The following is a 24,353-nucleotide window of genomic DNA, read 5'->3' as shown; positions in this document are numbered from 1 at the left end:
GACTGAGACAATATAGATGAATTAAAGCAATGCTTTATATCTATTGTCTCAGTCTTTTTATATCAGCTTATACATCTTGGATTGCAAATGTTAATTCACAGCTACATGCCAATTGACCATCAACAGTTGCTTTCGCAGTGCCTTTACCAATTGGTCCACGCATTTTAGTAATTTCAACTTCTAACTGTAATGTATCACCAGGTACAACTTGTCTTTTGAAACGACATTTATCAATACCAGCGAATAATGCGATTTTACCTTTGTTTTGTTCACTGTTTAAAATCGCAACTGCACCAGTTTGTGCTAATGCTTCAGTAATCAACACGCCTGGCATAACCGCGTATTCTGGGAAATGACCTTGGAAGAATGGTTCATTACCTGATACTTGTTTAATAGCCACACAACGTTGACCTTCTTCATACTCAACAACTTTATCAATTAATAAAAAAGGTTGGCGGTGTGGGATAATGTTTTTAATTTGGTTATAGTCAAAAATTGTTTCCATGTTACTAGCCTCCAAAAATTTGCTTGAAATGATACCAAGTCTGGTATTCAAATATATTAAGCGGATTTTGATGATTCAATATAAAACCGATACACATACCGATGAAAAACATCAAAAGCATCATAAGCATAACGATGAGTATGTGAAAACCAATCGGTAATTTTATCACTTTAAAATAAAAGCGTTTAATCATCTTAATCCCCTACTTACTTATTTATTAACACGCTCAATATCAGCACCTAAAGCTTTAAGTTTACCGTTAAAGTTTACGTAACCTCTATCTAAGTGTTGTAATTCTGAAACTTCAGTAGTACCTTCAGCCACTAAACCGGCTAAAATCAATGCTGCTGCAGCGCGTAAATCAGTTGCTTTCACTTGTGCGCCTTGTAAATGGCTTTTACCTGTAATTTTTGCATTGCGTCCTTCAACCGTAATTTGAGCATTCATTCGTTTGAATTCAGCAACATGCATAAAGCGATTTTCAAAGACAGTTTCTGTAATGACTTTATGTCCTTCAGCTGTTAACAATAACGCCATCATTTGTGATTGCATATCTGTAGGGAATCCTGGGTGTGGTAATGTTTTGATATCTACTGGTTGCAATTCACCTTCTGCAGATACTCGGATACCTTTATCTTCATATGATAAGTTGACACCCATTTCTTCTAGTTTATACAACAAGCTTGTTAAATGTTCTTTAATTGCACCTTTAACTAAAACATCGCCTCTTGTAATAGCGCCTGCTACAAGTAATGTACCTGCTTCAATACGATCTGGGATAATCGCATGTTCTACACCATGTAAAGCTTCGACACCATGAATCGTAATTGTATCTGTTCCTGCACCAGTTACATTACCGCCCATTTCGTTGATGTAGTTTGCTAGGTCAACGATTTCTGGTTCACGTGCAACATTCTCGATAACAGATTTACCTTTTGCTAATGAAGCTGCCATGATGATATTTTGTGTAGCACCTACACTTGGGAAATCTAAGTGAATCTCTGCACCTGTTAAACCATTTGCAGTTTCAGCAAAGACAAAGCCGTTTTCTAAATGAATTTTGGCACCTAGTGCTTCAAATCCTTTGATATGTTGTTCAATCGGTCTGCTTCCGATAGAGCAACCGCCTGGTAAAGCTACTTTTGCATGACCTAAACGTGCAAGCAATGGACCCATGACTAAAATACTCGCACGCATTTTACTGACATATTCATAAGGTGCTTCTGAATTCAATTGTTTCGTCGCATCAACTGTCACGCTGTTATCCTCTTTATGGTACTCAATTTCAGCATTAAGCGTTGAAAGTACATTATTAATCGTTTCAACATCGCTTAACTCAGGCACATTATGTAATGTACTCGCTCCCTTTGAAGCTAACAATGATGCAGTTAAAATTGGCAATACTGCATTTTTTGCTCCCTCAACTTGTACTTCTCCTACTAGACGATTTCCGCCTTTAATAATCATTCTATCTCTATTCATTACTACTCCTCCACTTTTTAACTCCTGAACATCTTCAATTTAAAAATTTCTCATCTCTTCTATTACCTATTATTATATATGGAAAAACATTTGAATTACACTCAAACGATTAGCGGCCAAGATATTTAAGTTGCGTTGAAAATTGCAATAAATCTATGATGAAATTACTAACTCCTGTTCCGATTAAAATCGCAAGAAATATAATCAATACTTGTACTTGGACAGGATAACCCTTTTTAAAGAATTGATCCAACCTAATCGCATTCAATGCCCAATATGCGACACAGATACAAAGCACATGCATAATCAAATGCGCAATCGCAAATTGCCCTAAATATTCCATGATCTTTGTCGTCTCCTCAATTGTTTACTGTCTCATATTGTACATGAAAATAGAGTAAAATCATACATTCTTACTTAGAAATTCAAAATCCTAATATCTGTTCACTCATATGTTTACCCTAAAATTTGACATTAAAAAATAGGATATACCTCAAAGTGAGATATATCCTATACTTTATGGTTGTTATTATTTCATTTCCGAAACTTTAATGCGGTTTTCCGCACGTTCTAAAGCTCGTTCTGCTCTGTTAATGTCAGTATCTTCGTCATTGTTATTCAAATGTGATTCTGCTCTTTCTTTAGCCGATTTAGCACGTCTGATATCAATATCTTCAGCTTTTTCTGCTGTCTGTACAATAATTGATGTGCTTTCATGTCTGATTTCAACGAAACCATCACTGACCGCAATGAAATCAATCCCATCTGTATAATTTACTTTAACATAACCTGTTTTAATTGCTGTAACAGTTGGTAAATGGCCGGCCATTACACCAATGTCGCCTCCAACTGTCTGCAGAATCGCAATTTCAACATCATCTTGGTTATAAACAGAACCATTAGGAGTAACAATATTAACGTTCATTGTGTTCATTAAACTTTACCTCCTAATATTATACTTCAACACCCATGTCTTTAGCTTTTTCTAATACATCGTCCATGCTGCCAACTAAACGGAATGCATCTTCAGGGATGTGGTCGTATTTACCTTCAAGAATGTCCTTGAAGTCTTCAACTGTACGCTTAACAGGTACGTATGAACCTTTTTGACCAGTGAATTGTTCTGCAACGTGGAAGTTTTGAGATAAGAAGAATTGAATACGTCTTGCGCGTTCAACTGTGCTCTTATCTTCATCAGATAATTCATCCATACCTAAGATTGCGATGATATCTTGTAATTCTCTGTATTTTTGTAATGTTGATTGTACACGACGAGCAACATCATAGTGTTCTTGACCAACGATGCTTGGTTCAAGCGCACGTGAAGTTGACGCTAATGGGTCAACGGCTGGGTAGATACCCATTTCTGTTAATTTACGCTCTAAGTTAGTTGTTGAGTCTAAGTGAGCGAAAGCTGTTGCTGGCGCTGGGTCAGTATAGTCATCGGCAGGTACGAATACCGCTTGGATAGATGTGATAGAACCTTTCATTGTAGAAGTGATACGTTCTTGTAATTGACCCATTTCTGTTGCCAATGTTGGTTGGTAACCAACGGCTGATGGCATACGGCCAAGCAATGCTGATACCTCAGAACCTGCTTGTGTGAAGCGGAAAATGTTATCGATGAATAAAAGAACGTCTTGTCCTTTAACATCACGGAAGTATTCAGCCATTGTTAAACCTGATAAAGCTACACGCATACGTGCACCAGGTGGTTCGTTCATTTGTCCGAATACCATCGCTGTTTTCTTGATAACACCACTGTCGCTCATTTCGAAGTACAAGTCGTTACCTTCACGTGTACGTTCACCAACACCTGCGAATACTGAAATACCGCCGTGTTCTTGAGCGATGTTATTAATTAATTCTTGGATTAATACAGTTTTACCTACTCCGGCACCACCGAATAAACCAACTTTACCACCTTTGATATATGGTGCTAATAAGTCTACTACTTTGATACCAGTTTCAAGTAGTTCAACTTTTGTTGATAATTCATCAAATTTAGGTGGTTGTCTATGAATTGGTTCACGTGGAACTGATTCAGAAATCGGTCCATCATTATCGATTGGATCACCTAAAACGTTAAATACTCTTCCTAACGTATCTTCACCGACAGGTACACTGATTGGACGACCAGTGTCTTTAACGTCGTCACCACGTTTAATTCCGTCTGTAGAGTCCATGGCGATAGTTCTAACTACGTCGTCGCCTAATTCAAGTGCTACTTCTAATGTAAGAGATTCAGTCGTGCCATCTTTCTTAGGTACATCTAGCACTAATGCGTTATTAATCTTAGGCAGTTCATCATGATTGAATCTTACGTCAATAACTGGACCCATGATTTGTGTTACGCGGCCTACACCCATTCTTTTTTTCCTCCTTTAATATACTATTCAAGAGCTGTTGCGCCACCGACAATCTCAGTAATTTGTTGTGTGATTGCTGCTTGACGTGCTCGGTTATATTCTAATGATAAATCGTCAATAAGGTCGCTCGCATTATCAGAAGCATTCTTCATGGCAGTCATTCTAGATGCGTGCTCGCTGGCTTTCGCATTCAGAATTGAGCCGTAAATTAAGCTTTCTACATATTGCGGCAAAATAATATTTAAAATTGATTCTTTATCTGGTTCGAATTCATATGAAGACATTTGTCCATGTCCTGAACTTGTATCTTCTTCTGCTAATGGTAATACTCTTCTTGCAGTTGGCGTATTTTCAAGAACGTTGACGAATTTGTTGTAGTAAATTTCCAACTCATCAATATCACCGTTGCTATATAAATCGATTGCTTTCTTCGTTACAGAAGAAATATCTTTGTATGACGGTTGATCTGGAACATCCGGCAATGCAAAGTCTACTTCATAGTCTCTGTTTTTGAAGAAATCAATACCTACTTTACCAAGAACGAGTAATTTATAATCGCTCTGACTTTCACCACGCGCTTCGATATCTTGTACCACTTTCTTCAAGATATTTGCGTTATATGCACCAGCTAATCCACGATCACTTGAAATAACTAAGTAACCACGTTTTTTAACCGGACGTTTCTTCAGCATCGGATGATTAGAAGTCGTTTGGCCTGCAACTGCTGTAATCGCATTTTGCATTTTTTCCATATAAGGTTTGAACTGGTTCGTGTTACGTTGTGCTCTGTTGAGCTTAGAACTCGCTACCATGTTCATCGCTTTGGTAATTTGATTCATTTTTTTCGTCGACTTGATTCTTGAATCAATATCCTTTAGAGATCCCATTATTTCACCACCTTATTTATACTTCGCTTCATCTTACTCTTCAGAAATACTGAAACTGCGTTTGAAGTTTTCAATTGCGCTGTTCATTTTTTCTTTGTCAGGTAAAGTACCTTTTGTTTTGATTTCATCTAAGATTTCTGGCGCATTGTTTTTAGTCCAGCTGATGATTTCTGCTTCAAAACGTTGAACGTCTTGAACTGGGATATCATCTAAGAAGCCATTAACTAATGCGTAGATGATTAATACTTCGTTTTGAACTGGTAATGGTTCACCTTGTCCTTGTTTAAGAACTTCAACTGTACGTTTACCACGTTCTAATTTTCTTGCTGTGAATTCATCTAAGTCTGAACCGAATTGCGCGAATGATTCTAACTCACGGTATGAAGCTAAGTCTAAACGTAAAGTACCCGCAACTTTTTTCATTGCTTTAATTTGCGCTGAACCACCTACACGAGATACTGAGAATCCGGCGTTAATCGCTGGACGTACCCCTGAGAAGAACAAGTCTGATTCTAAGAAGATTTGTCCATCAGTGATTGAGATTACGTTTGTTGGAACATAAGCAGAGATATCTCCGGCTTGTGTTTCAATGATAGGTAATGCAGTAATTGAACCGCCACCTAATTCATCATTCAATTTAGCTGCACGTTCTAATAATCTACTATGTAGATAGAAAACGTCACCTGGGTATGCTTCACGACCTGGTGGTCTGCGAAGTAATAATGAAAGTTCACGGTAAGCTGCTGCTTGTTTAGTTAAATCATCATAAACGATTAACACTTGTTTACCGTCGAACATGAATTCTTCACCCATTGCTACACCTGCATATGGCGCAATGTATAATAATGGAGCTGGGTCAGCTGCTGACGCAGTTACAACGATTGTGTAATCTAAAGCACCATGCTGTCTTAATTTTTCTACAGTCGCACGTACTGTTGATTCTTTTTGACCAATTGCTACATAGATACAAATCATGTCTTGATCCGCTTGGTTCAAGATTGTATCGATTGCAATTGTTGTTTTACCAGTTTGACGGTCACCGATGATTAACTCACGTTGACCACGACCGATTGGTACTAATGCGTCAATCGCTTTGATACCTGTTTGTAATGGTTCGTCAACTGATTTTCTTGCCATAACGCCTGTTGCTTTTTCTTCAACTGGGCGTGTTTTATTTGTTTCAATTGGACCTTGTCCATCAAGTGGTTGACCTAATGGATTCACGACACGACCGATTAATTCTTCACCTACAGGCACCTCCATGATACGTCCTGTACGTTTAACTTCGTCGCCTTCTTTAATGTCAGTGTATGGTCCTAAAATTACAATACCGACGTTAGATTCTTCTAAGTTTTGAGCTAGTCCAAGCACACCATTATGGAATTCTACTAACTCACCAGCCATAACGTCGTTTAATCCGTGAACTAATGCAATACCGTCACCAATCTGAATTACTGTACCAACATCAGTAACAGACATCTCTGACTCATAATTTTCAATTTGTGAGCGAAGTAATGCACTAATCTCTTCAGCTTTTATGGCCATCTATGTCACTCCTCTATAATTATTATTTCGTTCTAGTAAATCTTCTCTCTAAGTTAATAAGATCATTTTGAATACTGCCGTCATATACTTTAGTTCCTACAGTTGTTCTCAAACCGCCGATGAGTGCTGGATTGATTTCATTTGTAAGAATGACTCTTTCAAGTCCTGTACGTTGAATTAAAGACTCCCCTACTTTGTCCAGTTCTTCTGGAGAAAGCTCATATACAGACTCAACCGTTGCAAAGTCTTGATTATAGTGTTGATTGTATAAACCTTGGAATGCTCTGAATACTTCAGAGATAATCGCAAGATTTCGATTTTCAGCTAAGACATATAACATGTTTTTTAAGTATTCATTGATATCTTGGAATGTTGCATCAACAAAAGCTTTGCGGTTTTGTGCAATATTCTTTGGATCTTCATCGAAAGATTTTAATTTCTCTTTATAAGGAATTACTGCTTCATCAATAACAGCAAATTCATCGTACATTAAATCTAAAACATCTTTATCGAGTGACGTTTCATACAGTGCTTGGGCATATTTTTTAGCAACATCTGCCATTATTTATCCCCTACCTCTTTAATGTACTTGTCGATCAAGTCTTTTTGATCTTGTTCTGAGATATCTTTTTGTAAAATTTTAGATGCAATCAGAACTGATAGTTTAGAAACTTCATCGTTGATTTCAGAGATTGCACGTTCTTTTTGGCTGTTGATTTCACTTTGTGCAGTTTCAATCATGCCGTTTGCACGGACGTTAGCTTCATGAATGATTTGTTCATGTTGGTCACGCGCTTGAACTTTTGCTTCTTCTAAGATTTTTTGAACCTCTTCTTGAGTTTCTCTTAGTGTTTGTCTATTTCGTTCTTCTAATTTTTGAGCATTAATTTTAGCTTGTTCTGCATCATCGATATCCTTGTTGATATCGCGTTCACGTTTATCCATGACTTGTTTCAATGGACCCCATGCGAACTTTTTAAGCAATGCTAAAAGGATTAAGAAAGTAATTAATGTTACTAATGCTGAACCCCATTCAACACCGCCGCCTGCAGCACCTAAAACTAATGTGTTTGTAGTCGCAGTCACAGTACTTGGACACTCCTTTCATTCAAAGTCCTCTATTGGCTCTTACGATAGTTGTTTACGAAAGAAATGGCGAGAGTCGATGTGAGACTTCGCCGTTAGTATCGATGTATAAATTACATGAATAAGACGATGAATGTGATAACAAGGCCAAGGATAGGTAATGCCTCAACTAAACCGATACCGATGAACATGATTGACATTAATTGTCCACGTGCTTCTGGTTGACGTGCTACACCTTCAACTGTTCTAGATACAATAAGACCGTTACCAATACCTGCACCAAGTGCTGATAAACCAATTGCGATTGCCGCTGCGATTAAATTCATATTAAAAAATCCTCCTAAATATTTTTATAAAATTTTAATGTGGAAAAACTAGTGGTCGTCCGCAACTTTGTGGGACATGTATACCATGGATAACATGATAAAGATATACGCTTGGATCGTACCGATGAAAATCGAGAATGCTTGCCAAGCAATTAAGCCTGGAATACCGATAATCCAACCCCAAGCTGCATGGCCTATGATTAAAGTAGATAATAAGCCGATTAAAATTTCACCAGCGTAAATATTACCGTATAAACGTAGACCGAGCGTCAATGTATTTGTAAATTCTTCAAATATATTGACAGGTGTTAACGCTAAGAAAGGCTGAGCATAATTTTTAAAGTAACCTTTCGCTCCGCGCAACTTGATACCGTAGTAATGTGTCAACAGAATCATTAACATTGCCAACGTCAGAGTAACTGTGGCATCAGCTGTCGGAGATTTCCACCATAGCGTATGGTCGATGACTATCGCAAATGGCAGACCCAACATGTTACCGATAAAGATAAACATAATTAATGTTACTGCCAAGAAGTGGAATTGACCGCCATGTCTCCATGCAAGGTTACTCTCGATGATGCCTCTAACAAAGTCAAAGACCCATTCGATGAAGTTCTGTTTGCCAGTCGGTCGTTTCTGTAAGTTACGTGTACAAGCTATGGCTATTGCTAAAACAATAATTGCTGTAATAATTACCATTAAAATACTAGCCAAGTTGAATTTGATATCTAAACCAAATAGCTCCCATGTAACTACAGGGCTTTTATGTTGCATATAATACTCACCTCTTTCATTCGTTGATTTGTATTACATTTTGTGAAGAAATGGTCGAAAAATGATTAATAAGTATGAAATCATTAAACCAATCATTACACCAATAATATTCACTTGGTTTTTGAAATAAACCCAGATAATACAAGCAGCAAGTGCCACTAAAAAGCGCCATATCCCACCTGTAGATATCTGAGACGTTTCTTGTTTCTGCGCCTGAGATAAATATAATTCAAAGATGTATGTATTGATCAAGGAACCAAATGAACCGATGATAAGACCAATAATGAAAGGCTTTGGTATAAAAATTGCTATTACAACCAAGGCTAACAACCAATAAATGTAATATTGAAGATATTGCTTAAAAATTAAGTTGAACTGTTTCATTTATTGTGCCTCATTTCACATGGAGATACGAATCATTTGTAAACCATTTCATCCATACATTTTTAATCATAATATAGCAATGGAACGCGTGTCAATTACATTCAAAACATGCAATTCTTATGAGTGATTTTTGTCACAAATTAGACACATTTTTAACAAATCATTCATAATTGTCTTTATTTTCATTAAAATCTACAGGTTTTTCGCTTGTCAGATTAAAATAATACTTAATATTGTCACAAATGCGTTTCGAAGCTTTACCATCTCCATAAGGATTGGCAGTTTCACTCATTTGCTGATAAAGTGCTTGATTCGTTAATAATAATTCAGCTTCTCGATACACATCTTCTTCCTCCGTACCAGTCAATTTCAAGGTACCCGCTTCTACACCTTCAGGTCGTTCTGTTGTATCTCTTAATACTAAAACTGGTTTGCCTAAAGATGGTGCTTCTTCTTGAATACCGCCTGAATCTGTCAGTATCAAATAAGACTGATGGGCAAAGTTATGAAAATCTACGACATCTAAAGGTTCTATCAATTCTATGCGATCATGATCACTGAGATACTGTTGTGCAATTTCACGTACTTTAGGATTCTTATGCATAGGATAAACCAACACCACATCTTCATGTGCTTCCACTAATCTTCGTGCTGCACTGAAAATATGTGCCATGGGTTCACCTAAATTTTCTCTACGATGCGCTGTCAATAAAATAACGCGCTTGTCTTTATGACGTTTCATCACTTCTGAATGATAATCCTTTTGAATTGTAGTATTCATAGCATCAATGGCAGTGTTGCCTGTAATTACAACTTTAGCGCTAGGTATATTCTCTTTTAATAGATTCGCCTTCGCTTGTTTTGTCGGCGCAAAATGAATATCTGATAAACAGCTGATCATTTGGCGATTCATCTCTTCAGGATAAGGCGAATACTTATTCCAAGTTCTTAATCCAGCTTCTACATGACCTATAGCGACTTGATTGTAAAATGCTGCTAAACCGCTGGCAAATGCAGTCATCGTATCACCGTGGACTAATATCATATCTGGTTTCTCTTGTTGAATAATAGCTTCCAATCCTTTTAAAACTCTAGAAGTAATATCTGATAACGTTTGCCCTGCCTTCATAATATCTAAATCATAATCTGGTTGAATATCAAACGTTTCTAGTACAGCATCAAGCATTTCTCTATGTTGAGCCGTAACGACAACCACAGGTTCTAGCGCTTCTTCATGTTTTAATTGATTGACTAATGGCGCCATTTTGATTGCTTCAGGTCGCGTGCCGAAGATTGTCATTATTTTCTTCAAGTCAATGCCTCCTATACAGAGAAAGAGTATGCAATGTTATGGCATCACAGATTGAACTTTCTGTTCATCTACGCTAAACAATTTGCATACTCTTATATCTATTTATCTCTTATTTCCATTTAAAGCATGCACATAGGTTAATATATGTGACTGCTGAACACTTCTTATTTTGTACCGAATAAACGGTCTCCAGCATCACCTAAACCTGGGATGATATATGCTTTATCATTCAATTTTTCATCAAGTGCTGCAATATAAATATCAACATCCGGGTGCGCTTCTTGAAGTAATTCCACACCTTCAGGCGCAGCAATCAAGCACATGAAACGAATATGTTTCGCACCACGATTTTTCAACGAGTTGATAGCTTCAATTGCTGAAGCACCTGTTGCTAACATTGGATCTACGACAATAATTTGTCTTTCCTCAATATCTTGAGGCAATTTAACAAAGTATTCAACTGCTTCCAATGTTTCTGGATCACGATATAAACCGACATGACCGACACGCGCTGCAGGGATTAAGCTTAAGACACCTTGTGTCATACCTAAACCAGCTCTAAGAATCGGTACAAACGCTAGTTTTTTACCAGATAATCTTTTCGCTACCGTTTTAGTCACGGGTGTTTCGATTTCAACATCTTGAAGTTCCAAATCTCTTGTCACTTCATATGCCATTAACATACCGACTTCGTCTACTAACTCTCTGAACTCTTTTGTTCCAGTGTGGACGTCACGGATGTAACTTAATTTGTGTTGAATTAACGGATGATCAAATACATGTACTTTTCCCATAAAGGAATAGCCTCCTAGTTCTCTTATTTATATAGTGGATGTTTTGAAGTCAAAGCTTGTACGCGTTCAGAAGCTTCTTTTAACTTCGCTTCATCTTTAGGATTTTGAACAACTAGGCTGATGATTTTACCTACTTCTTCAAAGTCTTTTTCATCGAATCCACGTGTTGTTGCAGCTGGTGTACCTAAACGTAAACCGCTTGTTACGAATGGTTTTTCTTGGTCAAATGGAATTGTGTTTTTGTTACAAGTAATGCCCACTTCATCTAATGCTTCTTCCGCTTCTTTACCTGTAATACCAAATGAACCTTTAACATCAACCGCTACTAAGTGGTTTTCTGTACCACCAGAAACAACTCTGAAGCCTTCATTGATTAACGTATCAGCTAATGCTTTTGCATTTTTGATGACTTGTTCTTGATAAACTTTGAACTCAGGTTGCAATGCTTCACCGAATGCTACTGCTTTTGCCGCAATAACATGTTCTAATGGTCCACCTTGAATACCTGGGAAAATTGTTTTATCAATTTGTTTCGCATATTCTTTTTTAGTAAGAATCATACCGCCACGAGGGCCTCTTAAAGTTTTATGCGTTGTAGTTGTCACAAAATCAGCATAGTCTACTGGGTTTTGATGTAAACCTGCAGCTACTAAACCAGCGATATGTGCCATGTCTACCATTAATTTAGCACCGACTTCATCAGCAATTTCTTTGAATTTCTTGAAGTCGATTTCTCTTGGGTAAGCTGATGCTCCCGCAACGATTAATTTAGGTTTGTTTTCTTTCGCAAGACGACGTACCTCTTCGTAATCGATGCGTTCTGTTTCTTTATCTACACCGTATTCGACAAAGTTATAAAATTGTCCGCTGAAGTTGACTTTAGCACCATGTGTCAAGTGACCGCCATGGCTTAAGTTCATACCTAATACAGTGTCACCGTAATCCAATGCAACTAAATAAACTGCCATGTTTGCTTGTGAACCTGAATGTGGTTGTACGTTAACGTGTTCTGCACCAAATAACTCTTTCGCACGTTCAATCGCTAATGTTTCTGTTACATCTACAAATTGGCAGCCGCCATAATAACGGCGTCCTGGGTAACCTTCAGCATACTTATTAGTCAATACTGAACCTTGTGCTTCCATTACTGCTTCTGACACAAAGTTTTCTGATGCGATTAATTCAATGTTGTTATTCTGACGATTGTATTCGTTTTGAATAGCTTCAAATACTGCTTTGTCTTCCTTTTCGATAAATGACATGACATCATTCCCCCAATTCATTTAGTTATAAAGTATAGTGAGCACGTTCGCCGCCGATTAGCTTAGGTCTAGAAGTCGCAAGTGTCACGACCGCATCCCCGACACGCTTCACTGAAGTACGTACAGGTACTGCAACATGTTTGATATGCATACCGATCATTGTTTGACCGATATCAATACCGCAATCAGCAGTGATATGTTCAACAACCATCGGATTGTCTAAGTGACGATAAGCATATGTCGACATACTGCCGCCAGCATGCGTTGCGGGCACAACTGTAACTTCTTCCATTGTAAGTGGATTGAAATGTTCTCTTTCGATAGTAATTGCCCTATTGATATGCTCGCAACCTTGGAATGCAAAAGTGACACCTGTCTCTTTACGGATTTCCATCAAAGCATCAAAGATTTCTTGTGCTACTTCGATTGAACCGACTGAGCCGATTCGCTCACCGATAACCTCAGATGTTGAACAACCAATAACACAAATTTCTCCGGGTTTGAAGAAATCTTGTTCTTTTAACTCATTAAGCAATAACTTCAAATTTTCCATTTAATTCCACCCCTTTGTAAACTCATCTCAAGCGAAAACAGAAAAGTTCTCGCTTATGTAAAGCAAACGATGCTATATAGTTGCTATTATAACGCATTTAAAGCTCAACTCATACTAATTATTAACATCTTTTTCCAATCTTAACTTCACTTCGTTCAATAAGTAATTCAGTTCATTATAAATCTGTTGGTATTGATTGAGGTCTCCGCCATAGGGATCTGAAACTTCACCTTTTTGGCCTGCAAACTCATAAAGCGTATATACCGGTAATGGTTGCGCATACATCATTTCAAGTTGTTGCTTATGTCCTTCAGTCATTGTCAAAATCAAGTCTGCATCTAAATCACTTTCAGACAACTGACAAGCCTTTGTCGGCGAATCTAAATTTTTTTCTTCTAAAATAGATTGTGTATGTGCAGCTGCAGTTTGACCATTCATCGCAAATAAACCTCTTGAATAAAAGGTATGTTCAGGCATTAATGATTTCGCAATACTTTCAGCCATTGGACTGCGACATGTATTTCCTGTACAAACAAAGATTATTTTCACAGTTGATCCGCTCCTATTTGTTGATTACCTGTTGCTTTTTCTAAACGATTTAAGAAAGCTGTACTTTCATCTGTAGGTTCAAAACGATAAATATAACCTTGTTCAATGGATTCATCCGTATCAAGCTCGTGCAGAATTTGATATAGCATATGATTTGCGGATTTTAAATCAGTGACATCTTTTGCAAGTTCGCGATAAATAGCATCTTTTGGCAAGTAAGCCTGCAATGTCGCAGGTACCGCAAACAATGTATGCGACCAATCTTTATCCTCTGAAATAGCTTGTGTTAAACTTGTCAGCATCGCTACAGGTGTTTGTGGTGAATAATGTTTATACTTCATACCTGGTGCGATTGGTTTTTCTGTATTTAATTGTGCATCGTGGTCTACAGAACCTGGCAATACAGAGTCAATCATTTCTTCTGTTATCGCACCTGGTCTTGCAATTCTATAAGGATATTGTGTGCAGTCAAGTACTGTACTTTCTAAACCTTCTTCACTTTGATCACCATTTACTATTCCTTCTACCCGTCCGTCCATATCATTAAAGACATGTGAGAAAGTTGTAGGTGAAGGTCTGCCGCTAATATTAGCACTCGGTGCAGCAATCGGCAGATTTGTATATTTCAAAATGGCACGACCAATAGGATGACTCGGCATTCTCACTGCGATAGAGTCAAGACCTCCTGAGACACGTTCACATAAGTAACCTGGTTTCAACGGTAAGATAAAAGAAATCGGCCCTGGCCAAAACGCATCCATTAATTGTTCCACTTCTTTTGAATAAGAAGCCACAAAATCATTCAATTGGCTTTTATCATGAATATGAATGATTAAAGGATTATCAGATGGACGTCCTTTCGCTTCATAGATACGACGTACGGCTTGATCATCACATGCGTTAGCTCCTAATCCATAAACTGTCTCTGTCGGAATTGCGACTAAACCGCCCGCATGATAGATGTCACTGATTTCATTTAATGCACGTTGACCTTGTTCTGTCTGTAATTGGTTACGTAAATCCCATGTTTTTGTCATCATTTTCTGCTGCACGTCCTTTCAATTTAATTGTAAAACAAAATAAGAAGTTATGCGAGAACAGGGAATGTGCGATTCCCCTTCTTCTCCCATAACTTCTCATCCTCTGTTTAAGCTGACCATTTAAATGCGACAATTCGATCATTTTGATTAATATCAGCGACGACTTCAACTTGTACTTTTGGATACATGGTTTCAATCATCGTTTTTAATACTGCGCCTTGATTATAACCGATTTCAAAGACGACAAGTGCCTGATCATTTAAAACATACGGCAATTTTTCAATGATCGCACGATAAATCGCTAAACCTTGTTCATCTGCGAATAAAGCTTGATGTGGTTCATAATTCAAAACTGTTTCGGCCATATCGACAGATTCACTTTCATCAATATACGGCGGATTAGAAATCAAACCATCTAAACGAATACCTTGTTTAATGTAAGGTTCCAAGTCACTGCCTTGTATAAAAGCAATTTCTGTTTGATGCAGCTTCGCATTAGCTTCAGCAATAGTTAACGGTCCTTCATATAAATCTGACGCATACACTGTCAAACTTGGTTCTAAACGTTTTAAGGAGACAGCTAAAATACCGCTTCCCGTCCCAATATCTGCCGCCACACTTTGCTTAGGCAAACGTTCTAAAAAGTACATGAGCACTTCTTCTGTTTCAGGTCTTGGTATTAAGCAACGTTCATCTACTTGAAACTTTTCTCCTAAGAAACTTTGAAAGCCAGTGATATATTGAATCGGTTCCCCTGTCAACATACGTTCGACCGCTTGTTGATATAACCGTTCATGTTCTTCTGGCATGGTATCCTGCATATGCATTACATAGTCCGTCAACGACCAATCTAATAAATCTAGCAACAGCCATTCTGCGCGTTTCGGTTCATAACCACGAGCAGTCGCTTGTTTTGAGGCAGCTTGAACCGCTTCTTTATAATTCAACGTTGTTCAATTCTTTCAATTTCTCTGTCTGTTCTGACATTGTTAACGCATCGATAATTTCATCTAATTTACCTTCGATGATTTGATCTAACTTTTGAATTGTTAAACCGATACGGTGATCAGTGACACGATTTTGTGGATAGTTATACGTACGAATACGTTCTGAACGGTCCCCAGTACCCACTGCTGATTTTCTTTCAGATGCGTATTTTTCTTGTTCTTCTTGTAATTTCATATCATACACACGTGCTTTCAACACTTTCAATGCTTTTTCACGGTTTTGAATTTGTGATTTTTCAGATGATGTCGCAATAATACCTGTTGGTAAATGCGTAATACGTACTGCTGAGTCAGTCGTATTGACGTGCTGACCACCTGAACCACTTGAACGATATGTTTCAATTTTCAAGTCTTCATTTCTAATTTCAATTTCTACATCTTCCGCTTCAGGCAGTACCGCTACAGTAGCAGTTGATGTATGGATACGACCACCTGATTCAGTTTCAGGTACACGTTGTACACGGTGTGCGCCATTTTCGTATTTCAATTTAGAATAAGCACCTTGACCATTGATAATAAAGCTGATTTCTTTGAAACCGCCATGGTCACTGTCATTCATTTCAATGACTTCAGTTTTATATCCTAGTGCTTCACTGTAACGTGAATACATACGGTATAAATCACCCGCAAAGATGGCTGCTTCATCTCCACCTGCTGCGGCACGGATTTCAACGACAACGTTCTTGTCATCATTTGGGTCTTTAGGAATCAATAATAGTTTTAATTGTTCTTCTAAATCAGGTAATGTATTTTTTAATTCGCTGATATCTGATTTCAACATGTCGACTTCTTCTTTGTCTGTTGTTTCATTCAGCATTTCATTCATTTCTTCAATATCTTCTTTGTTTTGTTTATACTCACGATAAACATCTACTGTTTTTTGTAAATCAGATTGTTCTTTTGAGTATTCACGCAGTTTATCAGAATCACTGACCACATCTGGATCACTCAGTAATTCGTTCAACTGTTCATAACGTTCTTCAACAATGTCTAATTGATCAAACATGATTATAATTCCTCCTTCTCAGTCTCACTTGGTGCGACAATATGATGTGCACGACATCTTGGTTCATAACTTTCATCTGCACCAACCATAATAATCGGATCATCTGCTTTGGCAGGTCTGCCATTAATCAAACGTTGCGTTCTGCTGGCAGGTGCACCACAGACTGCACAAACGGCTTGTAACTTTGTGACAAGTTCACTGACTGCCATTAGTTGAGGCATCGGTTCAAAAGGTTCACCTCTGAAATCCATATCCAATCCAGCAACAATCACACGATGACCTTGTTCAGCCAACTCTTGTGCGATATCTACTACTGAATGTTCAAAGAATTGTACTTCATCAATACCGATGACATCTACCCCTGTTAAATCCTGTTCAAAGATTTCTTCAGCTGCTTTAATTGTAATGGCTTCTATCGCATTACCATTATGCGATACCACTTTTTCTTTATGGTAACGATTATCTATTGCAGGTTTAAATACAACGACTTTCTGTTTTGCATACATGCCGCGTTTTAATCTGCGGATTAATTCTTCAGATTTACCGCTGAACATGCTGCCGGTAATACATTCAATCCAGCCGGAATGATAAGTTTCATACATTATGCTTTTCCTTCCTTTTCAAAACAAAATCATCTCATTATATCATATTTTTAATTTTGATAGAGAAATAACTGCAAGAAAATCCAAATGAATTCGGACAAAAAAGTAAAAAAACTCTCGCTTCAAAAGCGAGAGTAAATGACATTCAATATTATTGATTGTTGTTTGATTTAAGACCGAATTTTTTGTTGAATCGTTCAACACGGCCATCCGCTGCTGCGAATTTTTGACGACCTGTGTAGAATGGATGTGAGTCAGATGAAATATCTAAACGGATAACTGGATATTCGTTACCATCTTCCCATTCCATTGTTTCTGATGATGTTTTAGTTGAACCACTTAAGAATTTATAGTTAGTAGTAGTATCTAAGAAAATTACTTTGTGGTATTCAGGATGGATTCCTTGTCTCATTATTATTTTCAGCTCCTTTGCCCTGAACCATCTGGAACAGAGTTATTTGTGAGTTTTTACCCAATACTTAGTAATTATAATTGTTACCAGAATAAATTGCAACCCATTCTGGAAGACAAATCAAATTTATATTTAAATGATTGGCTTGCCTGTACGCTTGCTGTCTTCAGCTGCTTTTTGTAATTGTTGGAAGAATTCTTCATTATTTTTCGAACGTTTTAACTTTCTGATGAAACGTTCTGTGAAGTCTGTAGAATCTGTAAACATATTACGTAATTGCCATAAGCTTTCTAAATCTTTCTTATCTACCAGCAATTCTTCTTTACGTGTTGAGCTTCGACCAATATCAATAGCTGGGAAGACACGTCTTTCAGCTAATTTACGATCTAAATGCAGCTCCATATTACCTGTTCCTTTGAATTCTTCATAAATTAAATCGTCCATTCTAGAACCTGTATCAATTAATGCAGTGGCTAAAATTGTTAAGCTGCCGCCTGCTTCAATATTTCTTGCCGCACCAAAGAAATGTTTAGGTTTGTGTAATGAAGCCGGATCTAAACCACCTGATAAAGTACGTCCGCTTGGTGGAATAACTAAGTTGTATGCACGTGCTAATCGTGTAATAGAGTCCATTAAAATAATGACGTCTTCTCCGATTTCAACTAAACGTTTCGCACGTTCTAGTAATAATTCAGCAACTTTCACATGATGTTCTGGCGGCTCATCAAATGTTGAATGCACTACTTCTGCATCATCACTTGAACGTTCAATATCTGTTACCTCTTCTGGTCGTTCTCCAACTAATAAAATGAACAATTTAGCTTCTGGTTTGTTTGCTGAAATGGCGTTCGCAATTTCTTTAAGCAACGTTGTTTTACCTGCTTTAGGCGGTGCGACAATTAAACCACGTTGGCCTAAACCAATCGGTGAAACCAAGTCCATAATACGTGTGGAATAGTTAGTTGATTTTGTTTCTAATCGAATACGTTCATCTGGATATAGTGGTGTAAGTGCTTGGAAGTGAGGACGTTTTTTGACTTCTTCTGCATTGTGATCATTAACGAAGTCAACTTGCAGTAAACCATAATATTTCTCATTATCTTTTGGCTTTCTGACTTTACCTGTAACCTTATCCCCTCGTTTGATTTCAAAACGGCGGATTTGGCTTGCAGAAATATAAATATCTTTTTCGCCCTTGGAATAGTTGACTGTTCTTAAAAAACCGTAACCGTCAGGTTGAATATCATCTAAGATACCTTCCATATAATAGTTGCCGTCTTTTTCCATTTGAGCTTCCATGATAGCTAATACTAATTCTTTTTTATTAAGTTTACTATAATTTGTAAGTTTAAGAGATTTTGCTTTTTGAGTTAGCGCTTTAGTAGTGTTGTTCTTATAAAGTTCGTGGAAAGACTCGTATTGAGGAGATGTACGTTCTCTTTCAGGCATGTTTGACACTCATTTCGTTTTAATTTTACGTATTTACTTATTATAAAGTATTTTTCATAAGATAACCATAGCAAATTTCCATTTTAATTACAAAAACAATCATTGGTCTAACGTTATCAATTGCGTATAATTAACTATTTCTCCATTAAAAAAGCTGGACACTTTCGTGCCCAGCAAATAGTATTCAAAAGTTATTCATTATAGTAACCTGCAATTGATTTGATTTCTAAGAATTCTTCAATACCATAATCGCCCCATTCTCTACCGATACCTGATTGTTTATAACCACCGAATGGTAAATCTGGTTTGCGACCTGCTTCATTGATTTCAATTGTACCTGCTTCAACTTCACGTGCAACTTTGCGTAAAGTGTTTAAGTCTTTACCATATACATAACCAGCAAGACCATATTTTGTTTCGTTCGCAATTTCAATTGCTCCTTTAAGGTCTTTGTAAGTGATAATTGACATTACAGGTCCAAAGATTTCTTCTTGTGCGATAGTCATTTGGTTATCAACATTCGCAAAGATTGTTGGTTTTGCGAAGTAACCTTTGTCTAATCCTTCAGGTTTGCCTACACCGCCAAAAACTAATTCAGCACCTTCATCGATACCTTTTTGAATATAATCTTCAACTTGATCAAATTGTTTTTTGCTGATGATTGGACCCATTTGAACGCCTTCTTCTCTTGGATCTCCAACTTTTACTTGGCTCATTTTTTCTTTTGCTGCTTCAATGAATTTATCTTTCATTGATTCAGGAATAATAGTTCTTGTACCTGCAGTACATACTTGGCCTGTGTTGTTATAAACTTTGCCGACTGCAGCTTCAGCAGCTTCTTCTACATCTGCATCATCTAAAATGATATAAGGTGATTTACCACCAAGTTCAAGTGAAACTTTTTTGAAGTCTTGTGCTGCTTTTTCCATGATTTTAGCACCTGTACGTCCTGAACCTGTGAATGACATCATGCGTACATCTGGATGTTCACTTAATGGATTGCCGACACCTTCGCCGTCACCATTTACTAAGTTGAATACACCTTTTGGCACACCAGCTTTATCAAAGATTTCAGCTAAGATAATTGCTGCGTATGGTGTTAATTCAGAAGGTTTTAATACGACTGGACTACCAGCTGCGAATGCTGCTGCTAGTTTTAATGATGTTTGGTTAGTTGGGAAGTTCCATGGTGTGATTAAACCAGCAACACCAATACCCTCTTTCACCACTAAGTCATTACCGCGTCGTTCTTCAAATTGAAAATTATCCAATGCATCTCTTGCTTCTGAGAAGTGATTAAGCCCCATTTGATAATGCACATTTTCGGATTTTTCAAGCGGTGAACCTAGTTCATCAGTAATCGCTTCTATAATATCTTGTTTTCTATTTTCATACTCTTTGACAATTTTATCGAGTAAGTCTCTTCTATATTCTACACTGCTGTGACGGAATTCAAGATAAACATCTTTTGCAGCTTGGACTGCTTTATCTACGTCTTCTTTGTTACCTTTCGCAACTTGACCGAGTACTTCTTCAGTTGCTGGGTTGATGACATCGATTGTTTCGCCACTTGCACTATCAACCCATTCACCATTGATATATTGCTTAGTTTGAATTCTCAATTCAGTCACTCCTTAGTATTACGTCTTACTTTATAGTTTATCCTTTCTCAGATTTTTTTAAACGTTTCTGCTTATAACGCAAAATAAGAGCTACTCCAAAAGGAATAACTCTTACTTCTCTCAAATCTATATTAAGAATTGGCCACATTATCTGTTTGATTCTCAGATTCAAGTTCAATATATTTTTGTGCCCATTCTTCCATCGGTACTAAAGCCTCAGCTAAAGCAGCACCTTTATCAGTTAAATGATAAACGATTGATAAGGGGGCTTTTGATACGATGTTCTTTTCTACTAACTCCCATTCCATCAGTTCAGAAAGTTTTAAGCTTAAAGAACGTGGTGTAATTGTCTTCAAATCTTTCTTCATATCACTGAAGTGTGCAGACTGTTCTGGACATCTAGATAAATAATTTAAAATTAATCCATTCCAGCTTCGACCGATGATTTTGAATGTTTCTTCTAGATATGGACAAATTTCCATTTAAATCACCTCTCATGATTACTAGATCATGCAAACCTACTATACAAAGTATACCACGTTTCCTAAATTTTTTCAGTCCAAATGTTTGCGCCGAGAGATTTTAAATTCTCTACAATGTTTGTGTAGCCGCGATAAATGTGATTTACATTATAAATTGTTGTTACACCCTCAGCGATTAAACCTGCAATAATTAAGCAAGCACCGGCACGTAAATCACTCGCATACACAGACGCACCATGTAATTGAGACGGTTTAACTGTTGCTGTGTTTTGATCCACAGAAATTTCTCCGCCCATTTTTCTTAACTCTTCAATATGACGGAATCTTTCAGGATAAATTGTATCTGTTACAAATGAAGGTCCATCTGCTAAGAATAATAATGGTGTGATTGGTTGTTGTAAATCAGTCGCAAAACCTGGATAAACCAATGTTTTGATGTTGACGCTGTTAAATGGTAATTGGCCTTTAAGTTTTACGCGGTCATCATCAATCTCAACATCTACACCTAGTTCACGTAATTTAACAGTTAAAGGTTCGATGTGTTTTGGAATGATATTATCAAGTTCCACTTCAGCACCGCAAGCTGCTGCCATACACATATATGAACCCGCTTCAATACGGTCTGGAATAATTTGATGTGTCACACCATGCAAATGATCGACACCCGTAATTTTAATAGTACTTGTACCTGCACCTTTGATATTCGCACCCATTCCTGTTAAGAACGTCGCAACATCTACAACTTCAGGTTCTTTCGCTGCATTTTCGATTACTGTTTGTCCCTCTGCACGGACAGCAGCTAACATAATATTGATCGTTGCACCGACACTAACCATGTCTAAGAAAATATTCGCACCTTTTAATTCTTCCGCTTCAATCTTCATAGAAGTCGGGCTTGATTCATCAATCGTCGCACCTAATGCTTTGAATCCTTTAATATGTTGATCAATCGGACGTGGTCCTAAAGGACAACCACCTGGTAGTCCGATGACGCATTTTTTAAATCGACCTAACATTGCTCCCATCATATAATATGATGCTCTTAATGACTCTACCTTATGGTTTGGTAAAGACGCATTTTTTATTTCCGTCGGGTCTACTTTTAATTCTGTATCTTTTAAATCTGTTTTAATGTTTAAATCCTCTAACAAGCTTACTAAAGTAGCAACATCTGAAATTTGCGGTAAGCCTTCTAATGTTACAACATCCTCTGCAAGTAATGCTGCTGGGATAATCGCCACTGCACTATTTTTAGCGCCGTTGATTTTCAGTTTCCCTTTTAATGGCTGTCCGCCTCTGATTTTTATTACTTCTTGAGCCATTCGATTGTTCTCCTTTGTTATTCAATCTTTATTCCACAGTTCTATGTATAGTCTACCTTGTTTCTGATACGACTACACCCACTCTTTCATCATTTTCTATGAAAATAACTGTTATCCACATACTTCATATTAATTATAGTTGAATGTACTAGCGATTGTATATTCATATTATAGAATACAAAGCCATTTGTTAAAGTATTTACAACATGTTGATATGTTGCACCCATTTTATGCGTTTGTCTTAAGATGTCAGTCTCAACAAACTTTTTTGTTTCATTCAAAAAATCACTTAAGACATTATAGCACAAGTCACGTTAAGACTGCGAAATAATTTCAGGCAATACACCATTTTTGCCTAACATTATTGTCATATAGATATTTCCGCAATCTTTTGTATCCTAACAAATGGTTGACGAGAACACAATCTTTTGGTGTTGTCTCACAACACAAAAAAGAGCATCCGAAAAAGATGCTCTTTCAATACTTAATTATTCAAAATTAAGCGCGGTTAGAAGTACCGAATTCTTTGATTTTACCAGTTACTGTAGCTTTGATAGCTTCACGAGCTGGTCCTAAATATTTACGTGGATCGTATACTTCTTTGTCGTTGTTTAATACTTCACGAACTGCTTTCGCTGAAGCAATTTGGTTTTCAGTATTTACGTTGATTTTAGCTGTACCTAAAGAAATAGATTTTTGGATATCTTTAGTTGGGATACCAGTACCACCGTGTAATACTAATGGTAAACCAGTTGATTGACCGATTTCTTCCATTTCTTTGAAGCCTAAGTTTGGTTCACCTTTGTAAGGACCATGAACAGAACCTAATGCAGGTGCTAAAGTATCGATACCTGTTTTTTCAACAAGTTCTTGACACTCTTTAGGGTCAGCATAGATAACGCCGTCAGCTACTACGTCGTCTTCTTGTCCGCCAACAGTACCTAATTCAGCTTCAACTGATACACCGCGTGCATGTGCATATTCAACCACTTTTTTAGTGATTTCAATATTTTCTTCGAATGGGCTGTGTGAAGCGTCGATCATAACTGATGTGAAACCAGCGTCGATTGCTTCTTTACATTTTTCGAAGCTTGAACCGTGGTCTAAATGGATAGCAACTGGTACAGTGATTTTTAAATCATGTAATAAGCCTTCTACCATTTTAACTACAGTGTAGAATCCGCTCATGTAACGAGCAGCACCTTCAGATACACCTAAAATAACTGGTGCATTTTGTTCTTGTGAAGCTTCTAAAATAGCTTGAGTGAATTCTAGGTTATTTAAGTTGTATTGACCAACTGCGTAACCTTTTTCTTTTGCATCGATTAACATTTCTTTCATTGAAACTAAAGGCATGAAAGTTCCTCCTTGCGTGCGTTTTGCACGTGATTTTTATACGTTAAGTATATCAAAGTCACCGCCGTAATGCATTGCAAAACTAAATGTAAGCGGTTATAAATGATAAAATTGTGTGAATTTTCAAATGAAAACGTATACAACATGTGTATATGTGTTTCACAACCACTTTGTTCTGTGCTTAACGTTGTATTTTTTATTATTACCCATTTTCATCTGCGTCTTAT

At 37.3% G+C, this 24,353-nt stretch carries 28 protein-coding genes; all 28 read right to left on the bottom strand.

Features of this window, described 5'->3' with window-relative positions; translation table 11 throughout:
* Positions 1 to 67 precede the first annotated feature (67 nt).
* A complete protein-coding gene (gene fabZ / locus HMPREF3031_RS12830) occupies positions 68 to 505 on the bottom strand; it encodes a 3-hydroxyacyl-ACP dehydratase FabZ (protein WP_002481778.1) in 438 nt (145 codons plus the stop codon).
* A gap of 4 nt (positions 506 to 509) precedes the next feature.
* Positions 510 to 635: a DNA-directed RNA polymerase subunit beta gene (locus HMPREF3031_RS13935; RefSeq protein WP_353422199.1), complete on the bottom strand. Its 126-nt coding sequence runs from the start codon at positions 633 to 635 to the stop codon at positions 510 to 512.
* Positions 636 to 715: 80 nt separating this feature from the next.
* On the bottom strand, positions 716 to 1,987 hold the full coding sequence (gene murA, locus HMPREF3031_RS12820) for a UDP-N-acetylglucosamine 1-carboxyvinyltransferase (RefSeq protein ID WP_002481780.1): 1,272 nt from the start codon (positions 1,985 to 1,987) through the stop codon (positions 716 to 718).
* 109 nt (positions 1,988 to 2,096) lie between these two features.
* The gene (locus tag HMPREF3031_RS12815; RefSeq protein WP_002481781.1) at positions 2,097 to 2,330 is read right to left on the bottom strand and encodes a DUF1146 family protein; all 234 of its coding nucleotides are present in this window, start codon (positions 2,328 to 2,330) and stop codon (positions 2,097 to 2,099) included.
* 186 nt (positions 2,331 to 2,516) lie between these two features.
* On the bottom strand, positions 2,517 to 2,921 hold the full coding sequence (locus HMPREF3031_RS12810; protein WP_002481782.1) for a F0F1 ATP synthase subunit epsilon: 405 nt from the start codon (positions 2,919 to 2,921) through the stop codon (positions 2,517 to 2,519).
* Between the two features lie 19 nt (positions 2,922 to 2,940).
* Positions 2,941 to 4,356 (bottom strand): F0F1 ATP synthase subunit beta, encoded by a 1,416-nt coding sequence (gene atpD / locus HMPREF3031_RS12805; RefSeq protein ID WP_002481783.1) that lies wholly within the window; start codon positions 4,354 to 4,356, stop codon positions 2,941 to 2,943.
* A gap of 23 nt (positions 4,357 to 4,379) precedes the next feature.
* Positions 4,380 to 5,243 (bottom strand): ATP synthase F1 subunit gamma, encoded by an 864-nt coding sequence (atpG, locus tag HMPREF3031_RS12800; protein WP_002481784.1) that lies wholly within the window; start codon positions 5,241 to 5,243, stop codon positions 4,380 to 4,382.
* Positions 5,244 to 5,276: 33 nt separating this feature from the next.
* Complete coding sequence (gene atpA, locus HMPREF3031_RS12795) at positions 5,277 to 6,788, bottom strand: F0F1 ATP synthase subunit alpha (RefSeq protein WP_002481785.1); 1,512 nt, start codon at positions 6,786 to 6,788, stop codon at positions 5,277 to 5,279.
* 22 nt (positions 6,789 to 6,810) lie between these two features.
* On the bottom strand, positions 6,811 to 7,350 hold the full coding sequence (locus HMPREF3031_RS12790; protein WP_002481786.1) for a F0F1 ATP synthase subunit delta: 540 nt from the start codon (positions 7,348 to 7,350) through the stop codon (positions 6,811 to 6,813).
* On the bottom strand, positions 7,350 to 7,874 hold the full coding sequence (locus tag HMPREF3031_RS12785) for a F0F1 ATP synthase subunit B (protein ID WP_002481787.1): 525 nt from the start codon (positions 7,872 to 7,874) through the stop codon (positions 7,350 to 7,352). Before HMPREF3031_RS12785 ends, HMPREF3031_RS12790 begins: the two co-directional genes overlap by 1 nt.
* Positions 7,875 to 7,987: 113 nt before the next feature.
* Positions 7,988 to 8,200, bottom strand: a complete 213-nt coding sequence (gene atpE / locus HMPREF3031_RS12780; RefSeq protein WP_002481788.1) for a F0F1 ATP synthase subunit C — start codon at positions 8,198 to 8,200, stop codon at positions 7,988 to 7,990.
* Positions 8,201 to 8,248: 48 nt separating this feature from the next.
* Entirely contained in the window at positions 8,249 to 8,974 is a 726-nt protein-coding gene (gene atpB / locus HMPREF3031_RS12775; RefSeq protein WP_002481789.1) for a F0F1 ATP synthase subunit A, read from the bottom strand.
* A gap of 33 nt (positions 8,975 to 9,007) precedes the next feature.
* Positions 9,008 to 9,358, bottom strand: coding sequence for an ATP synthase subunit I (locus HMPREF3031_RS12770; RefSeq protein ID WP_002481790.1), 351 nt, complete (start codon positions 9,356 to 9,358; stop codon positions 9,008 to 9,010).
* A 160-nt stretch (positions 9,359 to 9,518) separates the two neighbouring features.
* The gene (wecB, locus tag HMPREF3031_RS12765; RefSeq protein WP_002481791.1) at positions 9,519 to 10,670 is read right to left on the bottom strand and encodes a non-hydrolyzing UDP-N-acetylglucosamine 2-epimerase; all 1,152 of its coding nucleotides are present in this window, start codon (positions 10,668 to 10,670) and stop codon (positions 9,519 to 9,521) included.
* Between the two features lie 164 nt (positions 10,671 to 10,834).
* Positions 10,835 to 11,464 (bottom strand): uracil phosphoribosyltransferase, encoded by a 630-nt coding sequence (upp, locus tag HMPREF3031_RS12760; protein WP_002481792.1) that lies wholly within the window; start codon positions 11,462 to 11,464, stop codon positions 10,835 to 10,837.
* A 23-nt stretch (positions 11,465 to 11,487) separates the two neighbouring features.
* Positions 11,488 to 12,726, bottom strand: a complete 1,239-nt coding sequence (gene glyA, locus HMPREF3031_RS12755) for a serine hydroxymethyltransferase (protein WP_002481793.1) — start codon at positions 12,724 to 12,726, stop codon at positions 11,488 to 11,490.
* A gap of 25 nt (positions 12,727 to 12,751) precedes the next feature.
* Complete coding sequence (locus HMPREF3031_RS12750; protein ID WP_002481794.1) at positions 12,752 to 13,279, bottom strand: TIGR01440 family protein; 528 nt, start codon at positions 13,277 to 13,279, stop codon at positions 12,752 to 12,754.
* A gap of 114 nt (positions 13,280 to 13,393) precedes the next feature.
* Entirely contained in the window at positions 13,394 to 13,828 is a 435-nt protein-coding gene (locus tag HMPREF3031_RS12745) for a low molecular weight protein arginine phosphatase (RefSeq protein ID WP_002481795.1), read from the bottom strand.
* Positions 13,825 to 14,868: an L-threonylcarbamoyladenylate synthase gene (locus HMPREF3031_RS12740; RefSeq protein WP_002481796.1), complete on the bottom strand. Its 1,044-nt coding sequence runs from the start codon at positions 14,866 to 14,868 to the stop codon at positions 13,825 to 13,827. Before HMPREF3031_RS12740 ends, HMPREF3031_RS12745 begins: the two co-directional genes overlap by 4 nt.
* 107 nt (positions 14,869 to 14,975) lie before the next feature.
* On the bottom strand, positions 14,976 to 15,815 hold the full coding sequence (prmC, locus tag HMPREF3031_RS12735) for a peptide chain release factor N(5)-glutamine methyltransferase (RefSeq protein ID WP_002481797.1): 840 nt from the start codon (positions 15,813 to 15,815) through the stop codon (positions 14,976 to 14,978).
* Positions 15,805 to 16,881, bottom strand: coding sequence for a peptide chain release factor 1 (gene prfA, locus HMPREF3031_RS12730; protein ID WP_023016117.1), 1,077 nt, complete (start codon positions 16,879 to 16,881; stop codon positions 15,805 to 15,807). The genes prmC and prfA overlap by 11 nt, the downstream gene beginning before the upstream one ends.
* A 2-nt stretch (positions 16,882 to 16,883) precedes the next feature.
* Positions 16,884 to 17,483: a thymidine kinase gene (locus HMPREF3031_RS12725; RefSeq protein WP_002481799.1), complete on the bottom strand. Its 600-nt coding sequence runs from the start codon at positions 17,481 to 17,483 to the stop codon at positions 16,884 to 16,886.
* Between the two features lie 151 nt (positions 17,484 to 17,634).
* Positions 17,635 to 17,895: a type B 50S ribosomal protein L31 gene (locus HMPREF3031_RS12720; RefSeq protein WP_002481800.1), complete on the bottom strand. Its 261-nt coding sequence runs from the start codon at positions 17,893 to 17,895 to the stop codon at positions 17,635 to 17,637.
* A 132-nt stretch (positions 17,896 to 18,027) separates the two neighbouring features.
* The gene (gene rho / locus HMPREF3031_RS12715; RefSeq protein WP_002481801.1) at positions 18,028 to 19,344 is read right to left on the bottom strand and encodes a transcription termination factor Rho; all 1,317 of its coding nucleotides are present in this window, start codon (positions 19,342 to 19,344) and stop codon (positions 18,028 to 18,030) included.
* Positions 19,345 to 19,535: 191 nt separating this feature from the next.
* On the bottom strand, positions 19,536 to 20,966 hold the full coding sequence (locus HMPREF3031_RS12710; RefSeq protein WP_002481802.1) for an aldehyde dehydrogenase family protein: 1,431 nt from the start codon (positions 20,964 to 20,966) through the stop codon (positions 19,536 to 19,538).
* A 131-nt stretch (positions 20,967 to 21,097) separates the two neighbouring features.
* Positions 21,098 to 21,448 (bottom strand): winged helix-turn-helix transcriptional regulator, encoded by a 351-nt coding sequence (locus HMPREF3031_RS12705; RefSeq protein ID WP_002481803.1) that lies wholly within the window; start codon positions 21,446 to 21,448, stop codon positions 21,098 to 21,100.
* 62 nt (positions 21,449 to 21,510) lie between these two features.
* Positions 21,511 to 22,770 carry a UDP-N-acetylglucosamine 1-carboxyvinyltransferase gene (locus HMPREF3031_RS12700; protein WP_023016121.1) on the bottom strand — a complete coding sequence of 420 codons (1,260 nt, stop codon included), beginning with the start codon at positions 22,768 to 22,770 and terminating at the stop codon, positions 21,511 to 21,513.
* Between the two features lie 498 nt (positions 22,771 to 23,268).
* Positions 23,269 to 24,126 carry a class IIb fructose-bisphosphate aldolase FdaB gene (gene fdaB, locus HMPREF3031_RS12695; RefSeq protein ID WP_002481805.1) on the bottom strand — a complete coding sequence of 286 codons (858 nt, stop codon included), beginning with the start codon at positions 24,124 to 24,126 and terminating at the stop codon, positions 23,269 to 23,271.
* Between the last annotated feature and the right edge of the window lie 227 nt (positions 24,127 to 24,353).

The organism is Staphylococcus sp. HMSC072B07 (genome assembly GCF_001815505.1).
Taxonomy (GTDB): Bacteria; Bacillota; Bacilli; order Staphylococcales; family Staphylococcaceae; genus Staphylococcus; species Staphylococcus simulans.
The sequence above is the reverse complement of the archived record's forward strand: the minus strand, read 5'-3'. Positions and strand labels throughout refer to the sequence as shown.